General features: G+C 64.0%; 16 protein-coding genes. 10 read left to right on the top strand and 6 right to left on the bottom strand.

Annotation, left to right across the window (positions count from 1 at the left end; genetic code table 11):
- Positions 1-25 precede the first annotated feature (25 nt).
- The 4 genes from QRN42_RS12030 (at position 26) to QRN42_RS12015 (ending at position 3,148) form a co-directional block, all read left to right on the top strand.
- Positions 26-946, top strand: coding sequence for an NAD(P)-dependent oxidoreductase (locus QRN42_RS12030; RefSeq protein WP_284979384.1), 921 nt, complete (start codon positions 26-28; stop codon positions 944-946).
- On the top strand, positions 943-1,338 hold the full coding sequence (locus tag QRN42_RS12025; RefSeq protein ID WP_284979383.1) for a DUF1304 domain-containing protein: 396 nt from the start codon (positions 943-945) through the stop codon (positions 1,336-1,338). The genes QRN42_RS12030 and QRN42_RS12025 overlap by 4 nt, the downstream gene beginning before the upstream one ends.
- Before the next feature lie 86 nt (positions 1,339-1,424).
- Positions 1,425-2,795 carry an acyltransferase family protein gene (locus QRN42_RS12020; protein WP_284979382.1) on the top strand — a complete coding sequence of 457 codons (1,371 nt, stop codon included), beginning with the start codon at positions 1,425-1,427 and terminating at the stop codon, positions 2,793-2,795.
- Complete coding sequence (locus QRN42_RS12015) at positions 2,792-3,148, top strand: GNAT family N-acetyltransferase (protein WP_284979381.1); 357 nt, start codon at positions 2,792-2,794, stop codon at positions 3,146-3,148. Before QRN42_RS12020 ends, QRN42_RS12015 begins: the two co-directional genes overlap by 4 nt.
- Positions 3,149-3,157: 9 nt before the next feature.
- Here QRN42_RS12015 and QRN42_RS12010 read toward each other — a convergent pair whose 3' ends face one another.
- Complete coding sequence (locus QRN42_RS12010) at positions 3,158-3,742, bottom strand: helix-turn-helix domain-containing protein (RefSeq protein WP_284979380.1); 585 nt, start codon at positions 3,740-3,742, stop codon at positions 3,158-3,160.
- 137 nt (positions 3,743-3,879) lie between these two features.
- A complete protein-coding gene (locus QRN42_RS12005) occupies positions 3,880-4,584 on the bottom strand; it encodes a hypothetical protein (RefSeq protein ID WP_284979379.1) in 705 nt (234 codons plus the stop codon).
- Positions 4,585-4,694: 110 nt separating this feature from the next.
- On the opposite strand from QRN42_RS12005, the gene QRN42_RS12000 reads away from it, so the two are divergent.
- From QRN42_RS12000 to QRN42_RS11990, 3 genes are all read left to right on the top strand, one after another.
- Positions 4,695-6,371: a sigma-70 family RNA polymerase sigma factor gene (locus QRN42_RS12000; protein WP_284979378.1), complete on the top strand. Its 1,677-nt coding sequence runs from the start codon at positions 4,695-4,697 to the stop codon at positions 6,369-6,371.
- A 156-nt stretch (positions 6,372-6,527) separates the two neighbouring features.
- Positions 6,528-9,602 carry a CLIPPER-2 domain-containing protein gene (locus tag QRN42_RS11995; RefSeq protein ID WP_284979377.1) on the top strand — a complete coding sequence of 1,025 codons (3,075 nt, stop codon included), beginning with the start codon at positions 6,528-6,530 and terminating at the stop codon, positions 9,600-9,602.
- A gap of 18 nt (positions 9,603-9,620) precedes the next feature.
- Positions 9,621-10,400 carry an SDR family NAD(P)-dependent oxidoreductase gene (locus QRN42_RS11990; protein ID WP_284979376.1) on the top strand — a complete coding sequence of 260 codons (780 nt, stop codon included), beginning with the start codon at positions 9,621-9,623 and terminating at the stop codon, positions 10,398-10,400.
- A 10-nt stretch (positions 10,401-10,410) separates the two neighbouring features.
- Here QRN42_RS11990 and QRN42_RS11985 read toward each other — a convergent pair whose 3' ends face one another.
- Entirely contained in the window at positions 10,411-11,472 is a 1,062-nt protein-coding gene (locus tag QRN42_RS11985) for an FUSC family protein (protein WP_284979375.1), read from the bottom strand.
- Between the two features lie 144 nt (positions 11,473-11,616).
- Here QRN42_RS11985 and QRN42_RS11980 point away from each other — a divergent pair, with 144 nt between their 5' ends.
- Both QRN42_RS11980 and QRN42_RS11975 read left to right on the top strand, forming a co-directional pair.
- Positions 11,617-12,078: an SRPBCC family protein gene (locus tag QRN42_RS11980; protein WP_284979374.1), complete on the top strand. Its 462-nt coding sequence runs from the start codon at positions 11,617-11,619 to the stop codon at positions 12,076-12,078.
- Positions 12,075-12,593 carry a GNAT family N-acetyltransferase gene (locus QRN42_RS11975; protein ID WP_284979373.1) on the top strand — a complete coding sequence of 173 codons (519 nt, stop codon included), beginning with the start codon at positions 12,075-12,077 and terminating at the stop codon, positions 12,591-12,593. The genes QRN42_RS11980 and QRN42_RS11975 overlap by 4 nt, the downstream gene beginning before the upstream one ends.
- On the opposite strand, the gene QRN42_RS11970 is transcribed toward QRN42_RS11975, so the two are convergent.
- Genes QRN42_RS11970 through QRN42_RS11960 form a run of 3 tightly spaced genes read right to left on the bottom strand, consistent with a single transcriptional unit; the run spans position 12,590 to position 14,609 of the window.
- Positions 12,590-13,003, bottom strand: coding sequence for a VOC family protein (locus tag QRN42_RS11970; protein WP_284979372.1), 414 nt, complete (start codon positions 13,001-13,003; stop codon positions 12,590-12,592). The genes QRN42_RS11975 and QRN42_RS11970 overlap by 4 nt on opposite strands.
- A 9-nt stretch (positions 13,004-13,012) precedes the next feature.
- Positions 13,013-13,636 (bottom strand): FMN-binding negative transcriptional regulator, encoded by a 624-nt coding sequence (locus QRN42_RS11965; RefSeq protein ID WP_284979371.1) that lies wholly within the window; start codon positions 13,634-13,636, stop codon positions 13,013-13,015.
- Positions 13,637-13,676: 40 nt separating this feature from the next.
- Complete coding sequence (locus tag QRN42_RS11960; protein ID WP_284979370.1) at positions 13,677-14,609, bottom strand: DMT family transporter; 933 nt, start codon at positions 14,607-14,609, stop codon at positions 13,677-13,679.
- Between QRN42_RS11960 and QRN42_RS11955 the strand changes: the two genes are divergently transcribed.
- The gene (locus QRN42_RS11955; RefSeq protein WP_284979369.1) at positions 14,608-16,023 is read left to right on the top strand and encodes an aminotransferase-like domain-containing protein; all 1,416 of its coding nucleotides are present in this window, start codon (positions 14,608-14,610) and stop codon (positions 16,021-16,023) included. The two genes, QRN42_RS11960 and QRN42_RS11955, sit on opposite strands and share 2 nt — an antisense overlap.
- Positions 16,024-16,041: the final 18 nt, after the last annotated feature.

The following is a 16,041-nucleotide window of genomic DNA, read 5'->3' as shown; positions in this document are numbered from 1 at the left end:
CCGCCACGTTTCAATGGAGAACATGATGACCAGCAACAACTTCACCGTCGCCGTCCTGGGCCTCGGCGCCATGGGCCTACCGATGGCGACTCGCCTCGCAACCGAATTAACGGTCCACGGCTTCGACATCGCCGACGCCCGGCTGGAGCTCGCCGCAAAGGCCGGCATCAAGACTTTCGGCTCTGCCCGCGAAGCATGCGACGGCGCCGACGCCCTCCTCCTTGCCGTGCGCAACGGCGACCAGCTCAACGAGGTCCTCTTCGGTGAGGACGGCGTGGCCTCGGTCCTGAAGCCGGGCGCCGTCGTCATTCTTGGCAGCACCGTAGGCACCGAAGCCATCCCCGCCACGGTGGCGCAGCTTTCCCGGTACGGCGTGGCGCTGGTGGACGCTCCGCTTTCTGGCGGCCCGAAGCGCGCCGGGGAAGGCGACCTGCTGATCGTGGTCGGGGCTGCGCCTGAAGCACTCGAAAAAGCCCGGCCCGTGCTCGAACTGCTGGCGTCCACCCTGAGCGTCGTGGGCGACAAGCCGGGCGACGGCCAGGCCCTCAAGACCGTCAACCAGTTGCTGTGTGGCGTCCATATCGCAGCCGCCGCTGAAGCGATGGCCCTCGCCGACGCCCTCGGCCTCGACCAAGCCAACACCCTCGCCGCACTCGAAGCCGGAGCTGCCGGGTCCTTCATGCTCTCCAACCGCAGCCCCCGGATGCTTGAGGCCTATAACGACGACGGCGCAGAGGTCCTCAGCCGCCTGGACATCTTCGTCAAGGACATGGGCATCGTGGGCAAAGCCACCCGCTCCGCCGGCTTGGCCACCCCTGTGGCGGCTGCTGCTGAACAGCTCTACCTTCTGGGTCAGGCCCAGGGCCTTGCCGCCGCAGACGACTCAGCCGTTATCAAGGTCCTTGCGCCGACCAAGCGGAATCCGGAGGCTAGGATCAAGCCATGACCCTGGCCTCCCTGGTATTCGCCTTCATCGCTGCCGTGCTCCACGTGTACATCTTCACCATGGAATCCATCACGTGGACCAGGCCGGCCACGTGGAAGCGGTTCAGCCTCACCTCGCAGGCCGACGCCGAGACCACGAAGTCGCTCGCCTATAACCAGGGCTTCTATAACCTATTCCTGGCCGTCGGCGCGCTGATCGGCATCGTTGCCGTGGCCATGGGCGCTCCGCAGGTCGGTTGGACGCTCATCTTCGCCAGTTGCGGATCGATGCTGCTTGCCGCGCTGGTCCTCGCGGCCAGCGGCAAAAAGTACCTCCGGGCGGCGGCCATCCAAGGCACGACGCCGGCGCTCGCCGTCGTGCTCGGCGTGCTTGCTGTGGCCCTGGGTAGCTAAGGCCACGGGGCTGGCTTGCTGGCCCAAGTACCACTGCGGGAGCAGAATGGAGGCAACACGCACGGGCGTGCTTCATAGGGAGAGTCATGGAGAGGAACGGGCACCCGGCCGCCGAGCAGCGGACTGCGCAGGGCGAGCCGGCACCGCAGAGGGAGCCGGCCATCGATCTTGTCCGGTTTACTTGCCTACTCTTGGTGGTGGCTGCCCATTGCCTGATGGTCAACCCCGTCCTGCATAGGGACGGAACAGTGACAACCCGGAACACGTTGATGGACCAGAGCTGGTTCGACCCCGTGGGGTGGGTGTTCATGATCGTGCCGCTGTTCTTCGTGCTGGGCGGCGAAACCGGGCTCCAATCATGGCGGCGCCTGCGAGCCCGCGGCGGTAACGGATTCGACTTCGCCCAAATCCGGCTCCTACGCCTGGTCCGCCCGGCCATGGCCCTCCTCGCCATGATGTGGGGAGGCCTCTGGGCGGCGTTGCTGCTGGGTGTGGACCCCAGGGTCATCCAGCTGATGACCACCGGCGCCGCGATGCCGCTCTGGTTCTTGGCGGCGTACCTCACCGCCCAACTCAGCATCCCGGTCATGTCCCGGTTGCACAGCCGTGCGCCGATGCTGACTTTGGCCGTCTTGGTGGTGCTCATCATCACGGTCGATTCGCTGCGTGGCGCCCTTCCGATTTTGGCATTTATCAACATGATCTTCGTCTGGTGTGCGGTACAGCAGCTGGGGTTCCTCCGGGCCGACGGGTTTTTCGACAACCGCGGCCGCACGTGGTTGGTTGGCGCGATCGCATCAAGCAACGTCCTCTTGGGCCTCGTCACGGGGGTGGGCGTCTACCCTGGGAACATGGTGGTGGACCTCAATCCTCCTAACCTGTGCCTACTCCTGCTGGCTATCTCACAGACCGCGTCCCTCCAGCTCCTCCGGAATGGAATCGATGCCGTGGCGAACATTCGCTGGGTCCAGATGGTCATCGCTGTGGCTGGTAGGCGTTCCATGACGGTCTACCTTTGGCACCTTCCGGTCTTGGTGGCACTATCCGGGCTGCTGTTGCTCACGGATATTTCCCTGCCTCCGGACGACGCCGCCGAATGGTGGTGGGCCCGGATCCCGGTCTTCTTCGCAGTCATTGCTGCCTTGTTGCCCGTCGTCTGGATTTTCGGGCGTTTGGAGAACCGTCCGACGGCGGCCAGCCACGCGCGCGGCCCGTCGCATGTCGCTGTGGTGACGGCCGCCGTCGTGGTTTTTGTCCCTGTGGCGGACGCAGCTTTCAATGGCCTGACGCTGGCGTTGCTGGGCGGGGGAGCGGCGTGTTTCGCCCTCGCGGTGCTGCTTTTGGGCAGGGTCCCAACCCCTGTGCTGCCTCCCTTGGAAGAAATCGTTCCGGAGCCGTCAACGGAAATTCGGGCCACGTTGCCAGAGCCGGGTTTACGTGCCAACCTCGAGTCATGAGCGAGTACACGGATTCCCTGGCAGAGTCGTTCCCGGCGGGGGTTACCACCACACGCAACGACAAATTCCACCGCTACGAGCTTCACGTCGGTGGCGAGCTGGCAGTGATTTCACAGTTCCTCGACCGGCCTGGCCACATCGACTTCACACATACCGAGACGAAGCCCGGGTTCACGGGCCAAGGCCTGGCGAAGGTGCTCGCCCACTTCGCACTCGATGACGTCGTGGCGTCGGGCAAACGGATCATTCCGCATTGCCCGTACATAGCGGCCTACTTGAAGAAGCACGAAGGATACGGACAGGATGTCGACTGGCCTTTGGAAAAGCCCGTGGGCGAGCCGGATAACGACTGACCGCGGCTGCTAGGAGTAGAGTCGCACCCGAGCTTCGCATTCCTCGCTAACTTCCTGCCCCTCACCCGTGGTGGCCCTGACTGCCACTCCGCTCACCAAGTCCGCCCCGCGGCGAACGTCTTGTGAGGTAATGCAATAGCTGAACCTTTGGGAGCACATGTCGCCCGCTTCCAGGGTGCCCAACAGATGCGGCGAGCAGGGCAGTGCCTCGAGATTGCCGCTGTTGGCGCGGGCTTTGTTCCGCGACTTTCCCAGCCGAAAGTAGGGAATCAGGGTGATCCCCCGCAAGGGTGTTCCGCCGTCGTTCATGACATCCGCGGTGAAGGTGACAACTTGGTCTGCAGAGGCATCAAACACGTCCGGGGTGTGGATGACTGTCAGTCCTGGCACAAAGGCGACTGCGTTGCTGCTCCCGCAATTGGGGCCGCTGATGACGTGGAGTCCCGTGGTGAGCTCTCCCAGCCTGGACAACCAGAGCCGGACCGTATCCAAGGGAACGCCCAGGTGTTCGGCTACTTCATAGGGGCCGACCCCTTCGGCCACCGCCGCCAGGAACTCCGTACGGACGGAGCTCATAACGCTGGAATTCGGCATGCGAAAGCCCCCTGATCGCTTGCCTCCTGCGTGCCCTTTGTCAGGTTCACCGTATCCGTCGGCGAAAGAACCGGCAACTGACACGGTACGGTCCAGGTCGGGCCACGGTCCGGGTCCGATGCTGGGACTGGTAGTCATCAATTAGGAGTGCTGGAGGGTCCTTCGACTTCCATAATGCCCATATGGCCAGGCCTCGGTCGCGGTGCGCGGCGTCGGGGCAGGAGAGGCGGGAGGGCGGTGGACGCCCGGTATGGCAATCCGTTCCTCGTGGCTCCGAATGGCCAGTCCTTCCGTGAGCCACTGAGGGAAACAATGGCGTCATGCTCGTCGGTAATGACCTGCCCACGGCACGTAGCCCGCACCTGCATGGCGCTGATTACGCTGCCTCCGTGGAGGTGATCTGAATCGGTCACCAAGTAGGAGAAGCTCCGCATCACGGATTGGCCGGGACCCAGCAGCGCAATCTTGAGATCGCGTTCCACCGGTTGGGATGTGTACTCAAGCATCTCCATCCCCTCATTGGTGAAGGAACGGGGTATCAGGCGGACGTCCTTGAGGTGGCTCCGGGAGTCGTTGGTAATCCACGCCGTGAAAATGACGACGTCTCCCGGTATCGCCACAGGCCTGTCCGCTCCATAAACCAGGGCAATATGCCCTGCGTTCTTCTTCTTGGCCAGCGCGGCCGAGCGGTGTGCGGGCAGGGTACGCACTATTGCGGTTTGTTGCTGTCTGGCGTCGTTGTGGATGGCTCGCATCAGCTTGAGGAACGGGCGACGTCGAGCATCCATGGAAGCACGGGGAGATCCGGCGGCGTCGCCGATGTTACCGGTGTCAGGGGTCATGCCCTAGGAGTGCGGCAAGCGTCGGAATCGTGACGAAAAATAGTTAGGTTCTCTACAGGTACTTCGGCACCGATTCAAGTCACACAGGTTGTGATGTCACACTACTGTTTATGGATCAACTATTTGCGGTCGGAGCCGATGGGGCGTCTCCGGACTTGGCCAAGGCCAAGGACGACGATCCCCATATCATCGCCTTGGTCCGCCAAGGCGTTACCGATGCCTTTAACGTGCTCTACGAGCGCCACTTGAAGGTGGCCCAGTATGTTGCCCGAGCGCAGACGGACAACCCCAGCGACGCCGATGATGTTGTGGCGGAGTCCTTCGCCGCGATCTTCCAACTGCTGCGGGAAGGTAAAGGGCCCAACGAGTTCTTCCGCTCCTACCTCCTCACGGTGGTCCGCCGGACAGCCCACGATCGGAACCGTAAGGCCAGGAGGATGGCGACCGCAGCCGATGATGCGATCCTCGATACCGCCGTGACCGATTCGGATCCCGTGCTAAGTGATCTTGAGTCGACCATCATGGCCAAAGCATTCAAATCGCTGCCTGAACGCTGGCAGGCAGTCCTTTGGCACGTTGACATTGAAGGCCTGAAACCTGCGGCCGCGGCCCCCTTGGTGGGCCTCACCCCCAACGGTGTCTCATCCCTGGCCATCCGGGCGAGGGAGGGCCTCCGCCAAGCCTACCTGCAACAGCACATCAGCCAAACGGTGGATGCAGCCTGCGGAGAATTCGCCAGCCAACTGGGTCGCTATGCCCGCAACGCACTGAAGCGAACCTCCCAAGAAAAGGTCAGTGCGCACCTTGAGACGTGCGCTAAATGCACCGCGCTGCTCATTGAGCTCAACGACGTTCAGGGTGGAATGCGGGCAGTCCTGATTCCGCTGATCACCGGGATCGCATTCACTCCAGGCGTTGCGGCGTCTCTGGCATCTGCTGCGACGGCGATGGGGCCGTCCTCAGGAGCGGGGAGCACGGCGGTGCCCGCCCAGGCTCAACGGCCCGGAGGCCTGGGCCGGCTGGTGAGGTTGGCGGCGGCTATTGCGTTGGGGGTCGTTGCGTTGGTGGCGGTTCTCGTCTGGTTTGCCCAAGCGAGTTCGACCACGCATGCTCCCGTAGCCACCGACGAAGCCAGCAAAGCCCCTGCCCGGCCAACTGCCGGTAACCCGTCGCCCATTGCCACGGCCAACGCCGGGCCCACCGTCACGCCCAGTGTCCCCATTTCGTCGCCGAGTTCGACGCCGGAACCGGGCTCCGCGCCGTCGTCGCCCGCTGCTGCGGTGCAGGCTGGGGAGCCTGCAGTGTCTGGGCCGCAAGCGACTGTCGTTGTGGTCCCCAGCGTGGGGCTGCCTCCGCGGAGTTCCACGGTGGTGGACTCCGGCCTGGTGTCCGCAACGACTGCGCCCCAGGCGGTTGCCGCGGCGTCAACCGAAACTGTTGATGCAACGTTCGCTTCTTCGATTGGCCCATCGGCGGCTGAGCGGCAGCTACAGGTGCAATTTAGTTTGCAGGGTAATGGAACGCCGACCGCCGCCGAAGTGGTCTTCACCTTGCCGGACCAAGCTGGCTTCGTTCAAGGAAGGACGCGGGCACCCTCCGGGTGGACCTGTGCCGACACGGGCTCTGCCGGCAAACAGATTCGGTGTTCCACCGATGCCATGGATCCTCAACAGCTTGCGTTCGCGCTCGAGGTTTCTTTGCCGGCTGGCAGCGGCAGCGGAACCCTGAACTACCAATTCGGTGGTCAAGGGATCGTCCCAACCACGTTCTCCAACACCTTCAACTAAAACTTAAAAACTTTTTTCGATTTTCGCGTCACGATTTACGTAGTCCCGCCACTGTGTCTTTGGGCTCCTGTTGTTTGGATGCCCTGGCCGACCGCGGAGTGTGCTTCGGCCGTGACAATATCGGTTGAGCCAGTCCTACGGAGAAGTACGAGAATCATGAAGCCCACACGCCCACCGAGGATGCTGGCGACCCTCGTAGCCGCAGCGGCCATCTCCTTGGGAGCGGGCGGCGCACTGTCAGTGCCCGCCCAAGCGACGGTTCCCGCCCAAACATCGGTTCCCGCCCAAGCGAGGGCGCTGGTCCCCACCACGGCGCCCGGCACACCCGGTGCCACCCAGCCTGGAGCGGTCATCTACTCCGAGGACTTCTCCAACCAGGACGCAAGTGGCGGCGCCATCAGCATCCTCGATTACGTTGGAGGGCCGGCCGCCGCAGGTGAAACGTACAGCGCCGATCTGCCCTACACCCCGGCCGGAGGCCAGTGCGACGGCTGGATCCTGAATTCCTCCAGCCCGCTGCCAACCTCGGATGCAGGTTGCGCCCACAACCAGCCCAATGGATGGAACCAAGTCCGCGACATGGCCATGAAACTGGGCCTTGCGCAGGGACAAACGCCAGCACAGGCGGCAAAGAACCAGGTTTTGTCGGAATACACCAACAGCATGTCGGGAGCAATCACGGCCGGAAGTGAACTCCGCAGTGGAAGCACGGGAATACCTGCCATCGCCGGCCACTACTACGCGGTCTCGGGCTACTTTGCCCAAGTCAACTGCCAGGCGACGCACGCCAGGGAGACCTTCAGCCTCCTCGTCAACGGCTCACCGGTGGTGCTCGGTGCGCGACTCGACCCCTGCGGGGCCAACACAACCCAAGGCGGCAGCACTGAAACCACCAAGCTGGAGTCCGCTGCCTACCGGATCCCCTCCGGCCCGGCGATTTCCCTTGGCCTGGACATCAGGAATGAGGCCAGCAGCGGGGTCGGTAACGACGTCGCCGTCGACCTTCCGCAAATCGTAGACGTCACGCCGCAGCTGGATACAGCGTTCGCGCCGGCGTTGATTGCTCCGCACGGAACTTCCACGTTGACGCTGACCGTCACGAACACTGATGACCTCAAGGCCAAGCCGGACTGGTCCATTACCGATAACCTCCCGGCCGGACTGGCTGTTGCGGCGGTCCCGAATATTGGCGGTACCTGCGCCCAAGATCCAGGTACCAACCCGTATTCGGCCAATGCGGCCGCGGGGAGCAACTCCGTGACTGTTTCGGGGGGTGGCCTGGCCCAGGGTGTTTCCTCATGCACGGTGACGGTGGATGTCACGGCGCAAGGGGAGGGGACATACACCAACCGGGTCGCCAACGTTGTGACTAATTTGAACCCGCCGGCTAATGCCGCCCTCGTGGTACGTGCGCCCAGGATCGCGCTCAGCGGTGCGTTCGCCACGCCTCGGCTGAACGATGCGGACCAATTCACCATGGAGATCCACAGCGGTTCGCCCGATGGCCCAATCGCGAACGACCCCACCGCTTCCTCGACCACCGGTTCGGGCTCCCTGGTGGCCGCGGGCACTGGCGATACCGGCCGCTCCATTGCGGACTCCGGAACCACGTACTATCTGAGCGAGTCCGGCGGCGATCTTTCCGACTACGCGAGGTCCATCACCTGTGCCGACGCCAATGGTTTGCAGCCGGGCCTGCCTGCGGGTGCCTCCCTGTCCGGCTCCCTGTCCGGCTCCGTGGCCGTGAGGCCTGTGGCAGGATCGGACATCAGCTGCGTGGTGACCAACACCGCACTCGCGTCACCGGGCCTTACTTTCGCAAAGTCGGCCGACGTCGGCAGCCTTCATTCGCCACCGCTCGCCGGTGACCGGATCACGTACGCGTTCACGGCGAAGAACACCGGCAATGTCACGCTGCTGAATGTGGCCGTCGAGTATCCGATGCCCGGCCTCCCGGCCTTGGCCTACGCTTGGCCGGGAACCCCGGGCAAGCTGCTCCCCGGCCAGGCTGTCACTGCGACAGCAACGTACCGCATCACCCAATCGGACATCGACGCCGGACACGTCGCCAACAGCAGCACGGCCAGCGCAACGCCCGTCGTAGGACCCGGGTTGCCTGCTGCTTCAAGTTCCACCGACACTCCGTTGGTTGGTGCACCGGCCATGTCATTTTCCACGGTGGCAGATGTCTCGGGAATGCATTCGCCGTCGGTTGTGGGTGACCCGATCACGTACAACGTCACAGCGAAGAACACGGGAAATGTCACTCTGAGGAACATCTCCATCGTGGACCCGTTGCCTGGTCTCGCGGCCCTAAGCTACGCCTGGCCAGGTGCCTTGGGGGAGCTGCTGCCAGGACAAACCGTCACCGCCACGGTCAAGTATGAAGTTAAGCAATCGGACATCGACGCCGGGCACTTGCTGAACAGTGTGACGGTGGGCGGCACTCCTCCCTCCGGGGTTCCCCTGGCGCCTCCTCCCGTCGCGGTGGACACTGCGTTGACGCCAAACGTCGGCCTGCAGTTTGCCAAGGCTGCCGATGTTTCACGGGTCGGCGATCCAGCACGCAGCGGGGATGTCATTACCTACACGTTCACTGCCCGGAACATAGGCGCTGTCAGCCTGCGTGCAGTGGCAATCAACGATGCGCTGCCTGGGCTTTCGGGCTTGGCGTACAAATGGCCGGCTGCTGCCGGCACCTTGCTCCCGGGCCAAACAATGACGGCCACTGCGACTTACGTGATCAACGGAGCTGATGTGATCGCCGGCGCTGTTCGCAACACAGCCACGGCCAGTGGCACACCTCCCGCTGGCCCAAGGACCACTACACCCCGAGCCAGCGTGGTTGTCACCTTCCCCTCACTTTCACGCTCGGATTCCGGTGGTGGAGGCAACGGGAGTGCACCTTGGGGATCTCCGGGCACCGGAGCGGGAACCGGTGGGGTTGGAACCGTCAGCTGGGGAGTGCCGGGGGTCGGGGTGGCTGGCTCGGGAACAAGCGGATCGGGAACGGGCGGTTCCGGAGTCGGCGCGTCGGCAGGGCAGGGGATGTCCAGCAGCGGCGCCCAAGCCTACGGCTTTTTGGCCTCGACCGGCGTCGCGCTCACGGCGATACCCGTTGCGCTGGTTGCGATCGGTGCAGGCATGTTCCTTCTCCTAATGCAGCGTCGGAGAACCCAGCGCCAAATAGCCAGCGCCGAACAAGCAGCGCCAGACAATTCAGGAGCGTGAGGCGCGTAGTCTGGGCGGATGACGACTCGAGCCAATGAACTCACTGCCTTGGTCACTGGTGCCAGCGCCGGCCTGGGCGCCGAATTTGCCCGTCAACTGGCCGAAGCGGGGCATCATCTGGTGCTGGTAGCCCGTGACGAGCAGCGCCTTGCGGCTAAAGCGGAGGAGCTTGAACGTGACTTCAGCATCTCAGTGGAGATCCTCCGCGCAGACTTGACTACCGACGTCGGGGTTTCAGCTGTTGCAGACCGCTTGCGGGACGCTGGACGTCCTGTGGATGTGTTGGTCAACAACGCGGGGATCGGGCTGTTGAAGTCCTTCGAGCTCAACAGCGTGGATGAGGAGAGGCGGCATCTTCGGCTCCATGTCCAGACGCCAATGGAACTGTGCCACGCCGCTCTGGAGGTGATGCTGGCGCGGGGGAAGGGCCGGATCATCAACGTGGCCAGCGTTGCCGCCTTCGCCAACCGCGGCACTTATTCGGCCGCCAAGGCATGGCAGGTGACGTTCAGCCGATGGGCGAACACCGCGTACGGGAAGTCCGGGGTGCAGATCACCGCGGTGTGCCCGGGCTTTACTCATACTGAATTCCACGAGCGGATGGGCATGGACAAGACCGTGGCTCCCCGTATCCTGTGGCTCACAGCCGAGCGTGTGGTTCGCGAAGGGTTGGCCGACAACGCAAAAGGCAAGGGAGTTTCCATTCCCACTCGCCGGTACAAGGTGGCCAGCTTTTTCGCGAAGATCCTGCCCGCCAAGCTCACATCTGGTCCACGGCGCCGTCCACTGGCCGGTTAGAGGCGACTCGTTAGCGGCGCCGCTGGACCACCACCGCCGTCGCGATCCCTACCGTTGCTCCCACGAAAGTTTCAATCGCGCGTTCGGTCACGAGCACCCCGGGGTTTATGGGTGCCGCGAGTTGCCCGACCAGAAGGATCACGGGCGTGAAGAACACCATGGCCCAGCCGTAATGCCTGGCCATGAACAGTTCGGTGGGGAATTGGCAAAGGATCACCACCGCGGCGAGCACCACAGCGGCGTGGCCTGGAAAGTACTGCAAGGGCGACAGCGGGCCCGGGAAGAGTACGACGGCGACCACCGCCAACCCGAGGAACGTCCCCACGATGCGGTGGATACCACGGTGGACGCGGCTGGGCAGGTCCGCGCCGGCAAGCGGAACAGCCGCGGCAGCCATGGCCCAGTGCGGGTGGCCGCTGCCGGTAAGGACGCCGATAATGCCTGTGACGCCCACAGCCAATAAGTAGCGTGCGGCATGTACCAGGCCCGCCCGGTTCAGGGGGCCGCGGAGCAAGGAAATATTTCGGGTGGCGCCCGCCAGCCACGTCCGCCGTCGGAACCAGCCGGCAAAACCGATCACCACGGAGAAGGCGGCGGAGGCCGCTGCGATGAGTACCGCGATGGCCCAGGGGACACTCGTTGGGACGGAAGCGCAGGCACCCAGCGCCAAGATGCCGAAGAAGGGCCCGATGGGTTTGAGCCGCACTGCGTCCGCATACAGTGACCCGACTCCAGCGAACAGTGCCTCTATCAGCACCAGCCACCAGGAATTGATGTGATTGACCGATAGGGTCACCCCAATGCAGACGCCACCAAGGAGCATCGCAGCGGCTTGGCCTTGGTGCTTAAGGCGGAGTTGGTGGGATTCATGGCGGCCGTACATGCCTGTCAGTGCGCCGAAGACCGCGTACATCATCAGCTCGGGCCGCCCGACCAAGACCAGGAAAACCCCCGGCACGGCAACGCTGACAGCAACCCTCAGGGCCGAGAGCTTGTCGTTGTTCGCCGGGCCCATCCTGTACAGATCGCGGGCATGCCCCAGGAACGTCGGCACGGGTACACCGCCAATCATTGTGGGTCGTGAGCGCATTGTGGGTGGTGAGCGTCATTGCCTGTTACGAAAACTATCAGGATCGTGCGTGGCGATGCCATCGGGCATTCACAACCCGTAGCAAGCGTGCGGCGCAAGCGGCCCCGGGTCTGGGAAGATCGAGATATGCCAGTAGCTTTCGTCTGCCGCAACCGCTCCTCCATGTCGCCGCAAGAGCTCTTTGATCTCTCCCGCAACATCGATGCCCATGTCGGGTCCATGACGCGGAGCCGGGAGAAGGCAATCGGTGGCGTTACCTCGGGACTGATCTCCGAAGGGCAGACCGTCACATGGCAGGCATGGCACCTCGGAGTGAGGTTCCGCATGACCAGCCGCATCGTACAGATGGAGGCGCCGGCGTCGTTCTCTGACGAGCAGGTGAAGGGCCCCTTCAAGTACCTCCGGCACACGCACGAGTTCCGGCCCGACGGCAGCGGGACCCTCATGGTGGACACCGTGGAGTTCGCAGCGCCCTTCGGGCCGCTGGGCCGGTTAGTGGAAAAGTTGGTTCTGGCCCGCTACCTGCAGAACCTCATCGAGAAACGCAACGAATTCCTGGTGGGGCAAGCACCAGACGCCCACCAATGATCAGGTTGGCGCACGCGGATGACCTGGTCATCATGCAGCAGATTGAACGGGCCGCCGGAGAGACCTTCCGGAGCTTGGGGATGGACGCCATCGCCGATGACCAACCGTTCTCCGTGGAGAAGCTGAACAGCTACGCAACCGCCGGCCGGGCATGGGTGTACGTCGACGGGCTCGACTATCCGCTGGCTTATTTGCTCGCCGACGTCGTGGACGGTGACGCACATGTTGAACAGGTCAGCGTCCACCCGGATCAGGCACACCAGGGGCTGGGCCGGGAACTGCTGGACGCCGCCCGGATTTGGGCCAGGGGTTACGGGATGCACCGACAGACACTCAGCACTTTCCGCGATGTGCCGTGGAACGCCCCGTATTACAGGCGCCTGGGGTTCGACGTGCTCGACGCCGGAAATTGGGGACCGGAGCTCGCTCGCCTGATGAACCACGAGGCTGACCTGGGGCCGACCCGTTGGCCGCGGGTGGCGATGTGGCGGCCCGCGGTTCCACCGGGTCGCTAATCGGCCACCAACTCCACCTCGTAGCTGTCGGTATTAAGAAGGTACGCGGCGTAATGATCGGGACCGCCGGCGTGCGGGTACTTTGACTCGAACATCTCATACCAGCCGGCATCGGCACCGAGCGCCCGGATCCTGTCCACGTTTTCCCTTGTGCCCGCATGGAAGGCCACGTGATTTACGCCCGGATCGGTGCGACGATGCGCGGTGCCGGTGATGGCGTCTGTTTGTTCCACCACGACGTACGTGCCATTGAGCTTCCAGCTGCATCCGGTGGGCCGTTCCTGGAACGGCTGATAGCCCAGTTCGCCCAGGAGCCACCCCCACTCATCGCGGGCACGCTCAAGAATCGGTACCCAGATTTCAAGGTGGTGGATGGACCCTACAGGTCCCGTAGCAGCAGTGTCTCGCATGCGCCGAGTCTACGAGGTCCGTGCCCGTTCCACATCGGCAGCACTGTGGAGATCGCCGCGTGCTTGGAGACCGGCGATGACGCCGTCGACATCAGCCGGAGCCCTGTTTTGGCTGAGTTTGGTCTTCGCCTCCACCCTACTGATCACGAGTTCGACGCCGACAATCGCCCTCAGCTGCCCGGCGATGAACCGTTCGGGTGCTTCGTCCACAGTCCAAGGGTGCTGCATCTGTGCTTCGTGTTTGTGGGTCAAGCGCCGCACATGCCGGGCGAGCCAGTCGACGTCGTCGTGTATCACGAGCTCGCCGTAGACGTGCGCGGTGGAGTAATTCCACGTTGGCACCACGCGGCCATGCTCAGCTTTGGAGGCATACCAAGATGGCGAAATGTAGGCATCCGCACCTTGCAGGATCATGAGCGCCTCTCCCGTGACCGGGGCCGACCACTGGGTGTTGTTGCGGGCCAAATGCGCCTGCAGGGCTCCGTGCTCGCCGATCGAGGGGTCGTAGGCGAACGGCAGCAGGGTGGCAAGCAAGCCGCTCGGCGACATCGTGATGAGGTTGGCGGTGCCGGAGTTGAGGAGCAGTGAGTCGACGGCTTCAGGGGAGGCGGCGAAATGCGCGGGGGTGTACATGGAGGCGTCCTTTCAGGGGACAAATAGCTTCAAGGGGATGTCAGGAGTTCGACGGCGGCCCAAGCCTCACGCGGACAGCAGCACCAGCACAGAGGATCACCGCGAGTCCGCCCACCACGGTGGTCCATGTCATCGGCTCGCCGAGCAGCAGGCCCGCCCATGCGATGCTCAACACTGGCTGGACCAGTTGGATCTGGCTGACCTGCGCCATGGGCCCGATGGCCAATCCCCGGTACCAGGCGAAGAAGCCCAGGAACATACTCACCACACCGAGATAAGCGAAGGACAACCATTGGGCGGGCGAAGCGGAAGGAGCTCCCGCACCAAGGGAAACAATTGTCAGCAGGATCATCACCGGAGAAGCCACCACCAACGCCCAGGAGATGGTTTGCCACGCTCCGAGCTCCCGGGCCAGCAAGCCGCCTTCCGCGTAACCGATGGCGGCAGCCACCACTGCACCGAGCAGCAGCAAGTCCGCCCAGTGGAGTGAGCCGAAGCCGCCGGACTGGACCAGGGCGAACACGAGGGCCGCGATCACGCCGATTGCTGTCAGGACCCAGAACAGAGGACGTGGGCGTTCACGGCCCCGGATCACAGCTACTGTTGCCGTGGCTGCAGGCAGTAGCGCGATGACCACGGCCCCATGGCTGGCGCTGGTGCTTTTCAGGGCGAAAGTAGTGAGCAGGGGGAATCCGGCAACAATTCCGCCCGCGACAACGGCCAAGCGGAACCATTGCGAACCGGCGGGCAACCGTTGCTTGGTCAAGCCGAGCGCCAGCGCTGCCAACAAAGCCGCCACCACGGCCCGGCCCGCGCCGATGAACAGCGGGGACATTCCCTCCACAGCCACGCGGGTTAGCGGCACGGTGAAGGAGAAGGCCACGACGCCGAGCAGGCCCCACCAGATTCCGGTCGACGTCCGTTTGGATACCACTGGCCGCGAAAGGGTAGTAGCGCTACTATTGATATTCATGAACAACGATAGCAGTTCCCGAATCGCCTTGCGCGTCAAAGAGTGGATCGCAGGGGCGGCGCCGGGAGCCAAGCTGCCATCCACCAGGCAACTTGTGGCTGAATACCAAGCGAGCCCGGTAACGGTCCAGAAGGCCTTGAGGACGCTCACGGCACAGGGCTTGATCGAAAGCCGTCCCGGTGTGGGGACCTTCGTGCGCGCTTACCGGACGGCGAGGCCGTCGGATTATGGGTGGCAAACTGCGGCCCTGCGCTCGGCGCAGGTAGCCCGGCCACTCAACTCAGCCGCAATGCGCAGTGCCTCGAACGACGTCATCGCGTTCCACTCCGGCTACCCGGCCCGGGAACTGTTGCCGGAGCGCCTCGTTCGGGCCGCGCTCACCCGCGCAGCAAGGGGAGACGCGGCACTGTCCCGCCCGCCCGCGCAAGGGCTTCCCGAGCTGCAATCATGGTTCGCCCACGAACTCAGTGCGTCCACACCGGTGGGCGTCACGCCGCCCCAGCCGAGCGACGTCGTGGTTCTTCCCGGCAGCCAAAGCGGACTCAGCTCCATTTTCCGCGGCCTGGTGGGTCACGGGCAGCCGCTGCTCGTGGAATCGCCCAGTTACTGGGGCGCGTTGCTCGCTGCCGGCCAAGCGGGCGTTAACGTCATTCCGGTCCCCAGCGGTCCGGATGGGCCGGATCCGGATGAACTGGCCAGGGCTTTCGAGGAATCAGGCGCGCGGCTGTTTTATGCACAGCCCAATTTCGCCAACCCCACGGGTGCACAATGGTCCGCCAAACGCGGCGAAGAGGTGCTGCGGATTGTGCAGCAACACGGGGCGTTCCTTGTGGAGGACGACTGGGCCCATGACTTCGGCATCACCGCGCCGTCCGTTCCGATCGCTGCCAAGGACGATTCCGGCCACGTGGTGTACATTCGCTCGCTGACCAAGAGCGTCTCGCCATCCATCCGCATCGCTGCGATCATCGCGCGCGGCCCAGCCCGTGAGCGGATCATGGGTGCCCAGGCTGCTGAGTCCATGTACGTCAGCGGCCTGCTCCAAGCCGCAGCGCTCGACGTCGTCACGCAACCCGGCTGGCAGACCCACCTCCGCGGCCTCAGCCACCAGCTGCAGTCCAGGCGCGACCTCCTGGTCACGAGCCTCGCCGAACACGTCCCGGAGGCGCACCTCAGCCACCTGCCCAAAGGCGGCTTGAACCTGTGGTTGCGGATGCCGGACGGGTTCGACGTCGAACAACTCACCAAGGACTGCGAGGCGGCCGGGGTGCTCATTGCCGCCGGAACCGAGTGGTTCCCCGCCGAACCGGAAGGACCCTACATCAGGCTCAACTACGCCGGCTCCAATCCGGGCGCCTTCCCGGAAGGCGCCCGGATCATCGGCCAGGCGGTACGGGGCTTGCTGGCCGTATAGGCGAGGCCGCCGTCGAGC

The organism is Arthrobacter sp. fls2-241-R2A-200, assembly GCF_030209745.1.
Taxonomy (GTDB): domain Bacteria; phylum Actinomycetota; class Actinomycetes; order Actinomycetales; family Micrococcaceae; genus Arthrobacter.
The sequence above is the reverse complement of the archived record's forward strand: the minus strand, read 5'-3'. Positions and strand labels throughout refer to the sequence as shown.

Excerpts from the sequence above, each read along its gene's own strand:
- QRN42_RS12030 (WP_284979384.1), top strand. The coding sequence starts at position 26 with ATGACCAGCAACAACTTCACCGTCGCCGTCCTGGGCCTCGGCGCCATG.
- QRN42_RS12010 (WP_284979380.1), bottom strand. The coding sequence starts at position 3,742 with ATGCCGAATTCCAGCGTTATGAGCTCCGTCCGTACGGAGTTCCTGGCG.
- QRN42_RS11985 (WP_284979375.1), bottom strand. The coding sequence starts at position 11,472 with ATGATTGGCGGTGTACCCGTGCCGACGTTCCTGGGGCATGCCCGCGAT.
- QRN42_RS11990 (WP_284979376.1), top strand. The coding sequence starts at position 9,621 with ATGACGACTCGAGCCAATGAACTCACTGCCTTGGTCACTGGTGCCAGC.
- QRN42_RS11995 (WP_284979377.1), top strand. The coding sequence starts at position 6,528 with ATGAAGCCCACACGCCCACCGAGGATGCTGGCGACCCTCGTAGCCGCA.
- QRN42_RS12005 (WP_284979379.1), bottom strand. The coding sequence starts at position 4,584 with ATGACCCCTGACACCGGTAACATCGGCGACGCCGCCGGATCTCCCCGT.
- QRN42_RS11955 (WP_284979369.1), top strand. The coding sequence starts at position 14,608 with ATGAACAACGATAGCAGTTCCCGAATCGCCTTGCGCGTCAAAGAGTGG.
- QRN42_RS12000 (WP_284979378.1), top strand. The coding sequence starts at position 4,695 with ATGGATCAACTATTTGCGGTCGGAGCCGATGGGGCGTCTCCGGACTTG.
- QRN42_RS12020 (WP_284979382.1), top strand. The coding sequence starts at position 1,425 with ATGGAGAGGAACGGGCACCCGGCCGCCGAGCAGCGGACTGCGCAGGGC.
- QRN42_RS11975 (WP_284979373.1), top strand. The coding sequence starts at position 12,075 with ATGATCAGGTTGGCGCACGCGGATGACCTGGTCATCATGCAGCAGATT.
- QRN42_RS11970 (WP_284979372.1), bottom strand. The coding sequence starts at position 13,003 with ATGCGAGACACTGCTGCTACGGGACCTGTAGGGTCCATCCACCACCTT.
- QRN42_RS12015 (WP_284979381.1), top strand. The coding sequence starts at position 2,792 with ATGAGCGAGTACACGGATTCCCTGGCAGAGTCGTTCCCGGCGGGGGTT.
- QRN42_RS11960 (WP_284979370.1), bottom strand. The coding sequence starts at position 14,609 with ATGAATATCAATAGTAGCGCTACTACCCTTTCGCGGCCAGTGGTATCC.
- QRN42_RS11965 (WP_284979371.1), bottom strand. The coding sequence starts at position 13,636 with ATGTACACCCCCGCGCATTTCGCCGCCTCCCCTGAAGCCGTCGACTCA.
- QRN42_RS12025 (WP_284979383.1), top strand. The coding sequence starts at position 943 with ATGACCCTGGCCTCCCTGGTATTCGCCTTCATCGCTGCCGTGCTCCAC.
- QRN42_RS11980 (WP_284979374.1), top strand. The coding sequence starts at position 11,617 with ATGCCAGTAGCTTTCGTCTGCCGCAACCGCTCCTCCATGTCGCCGCAA.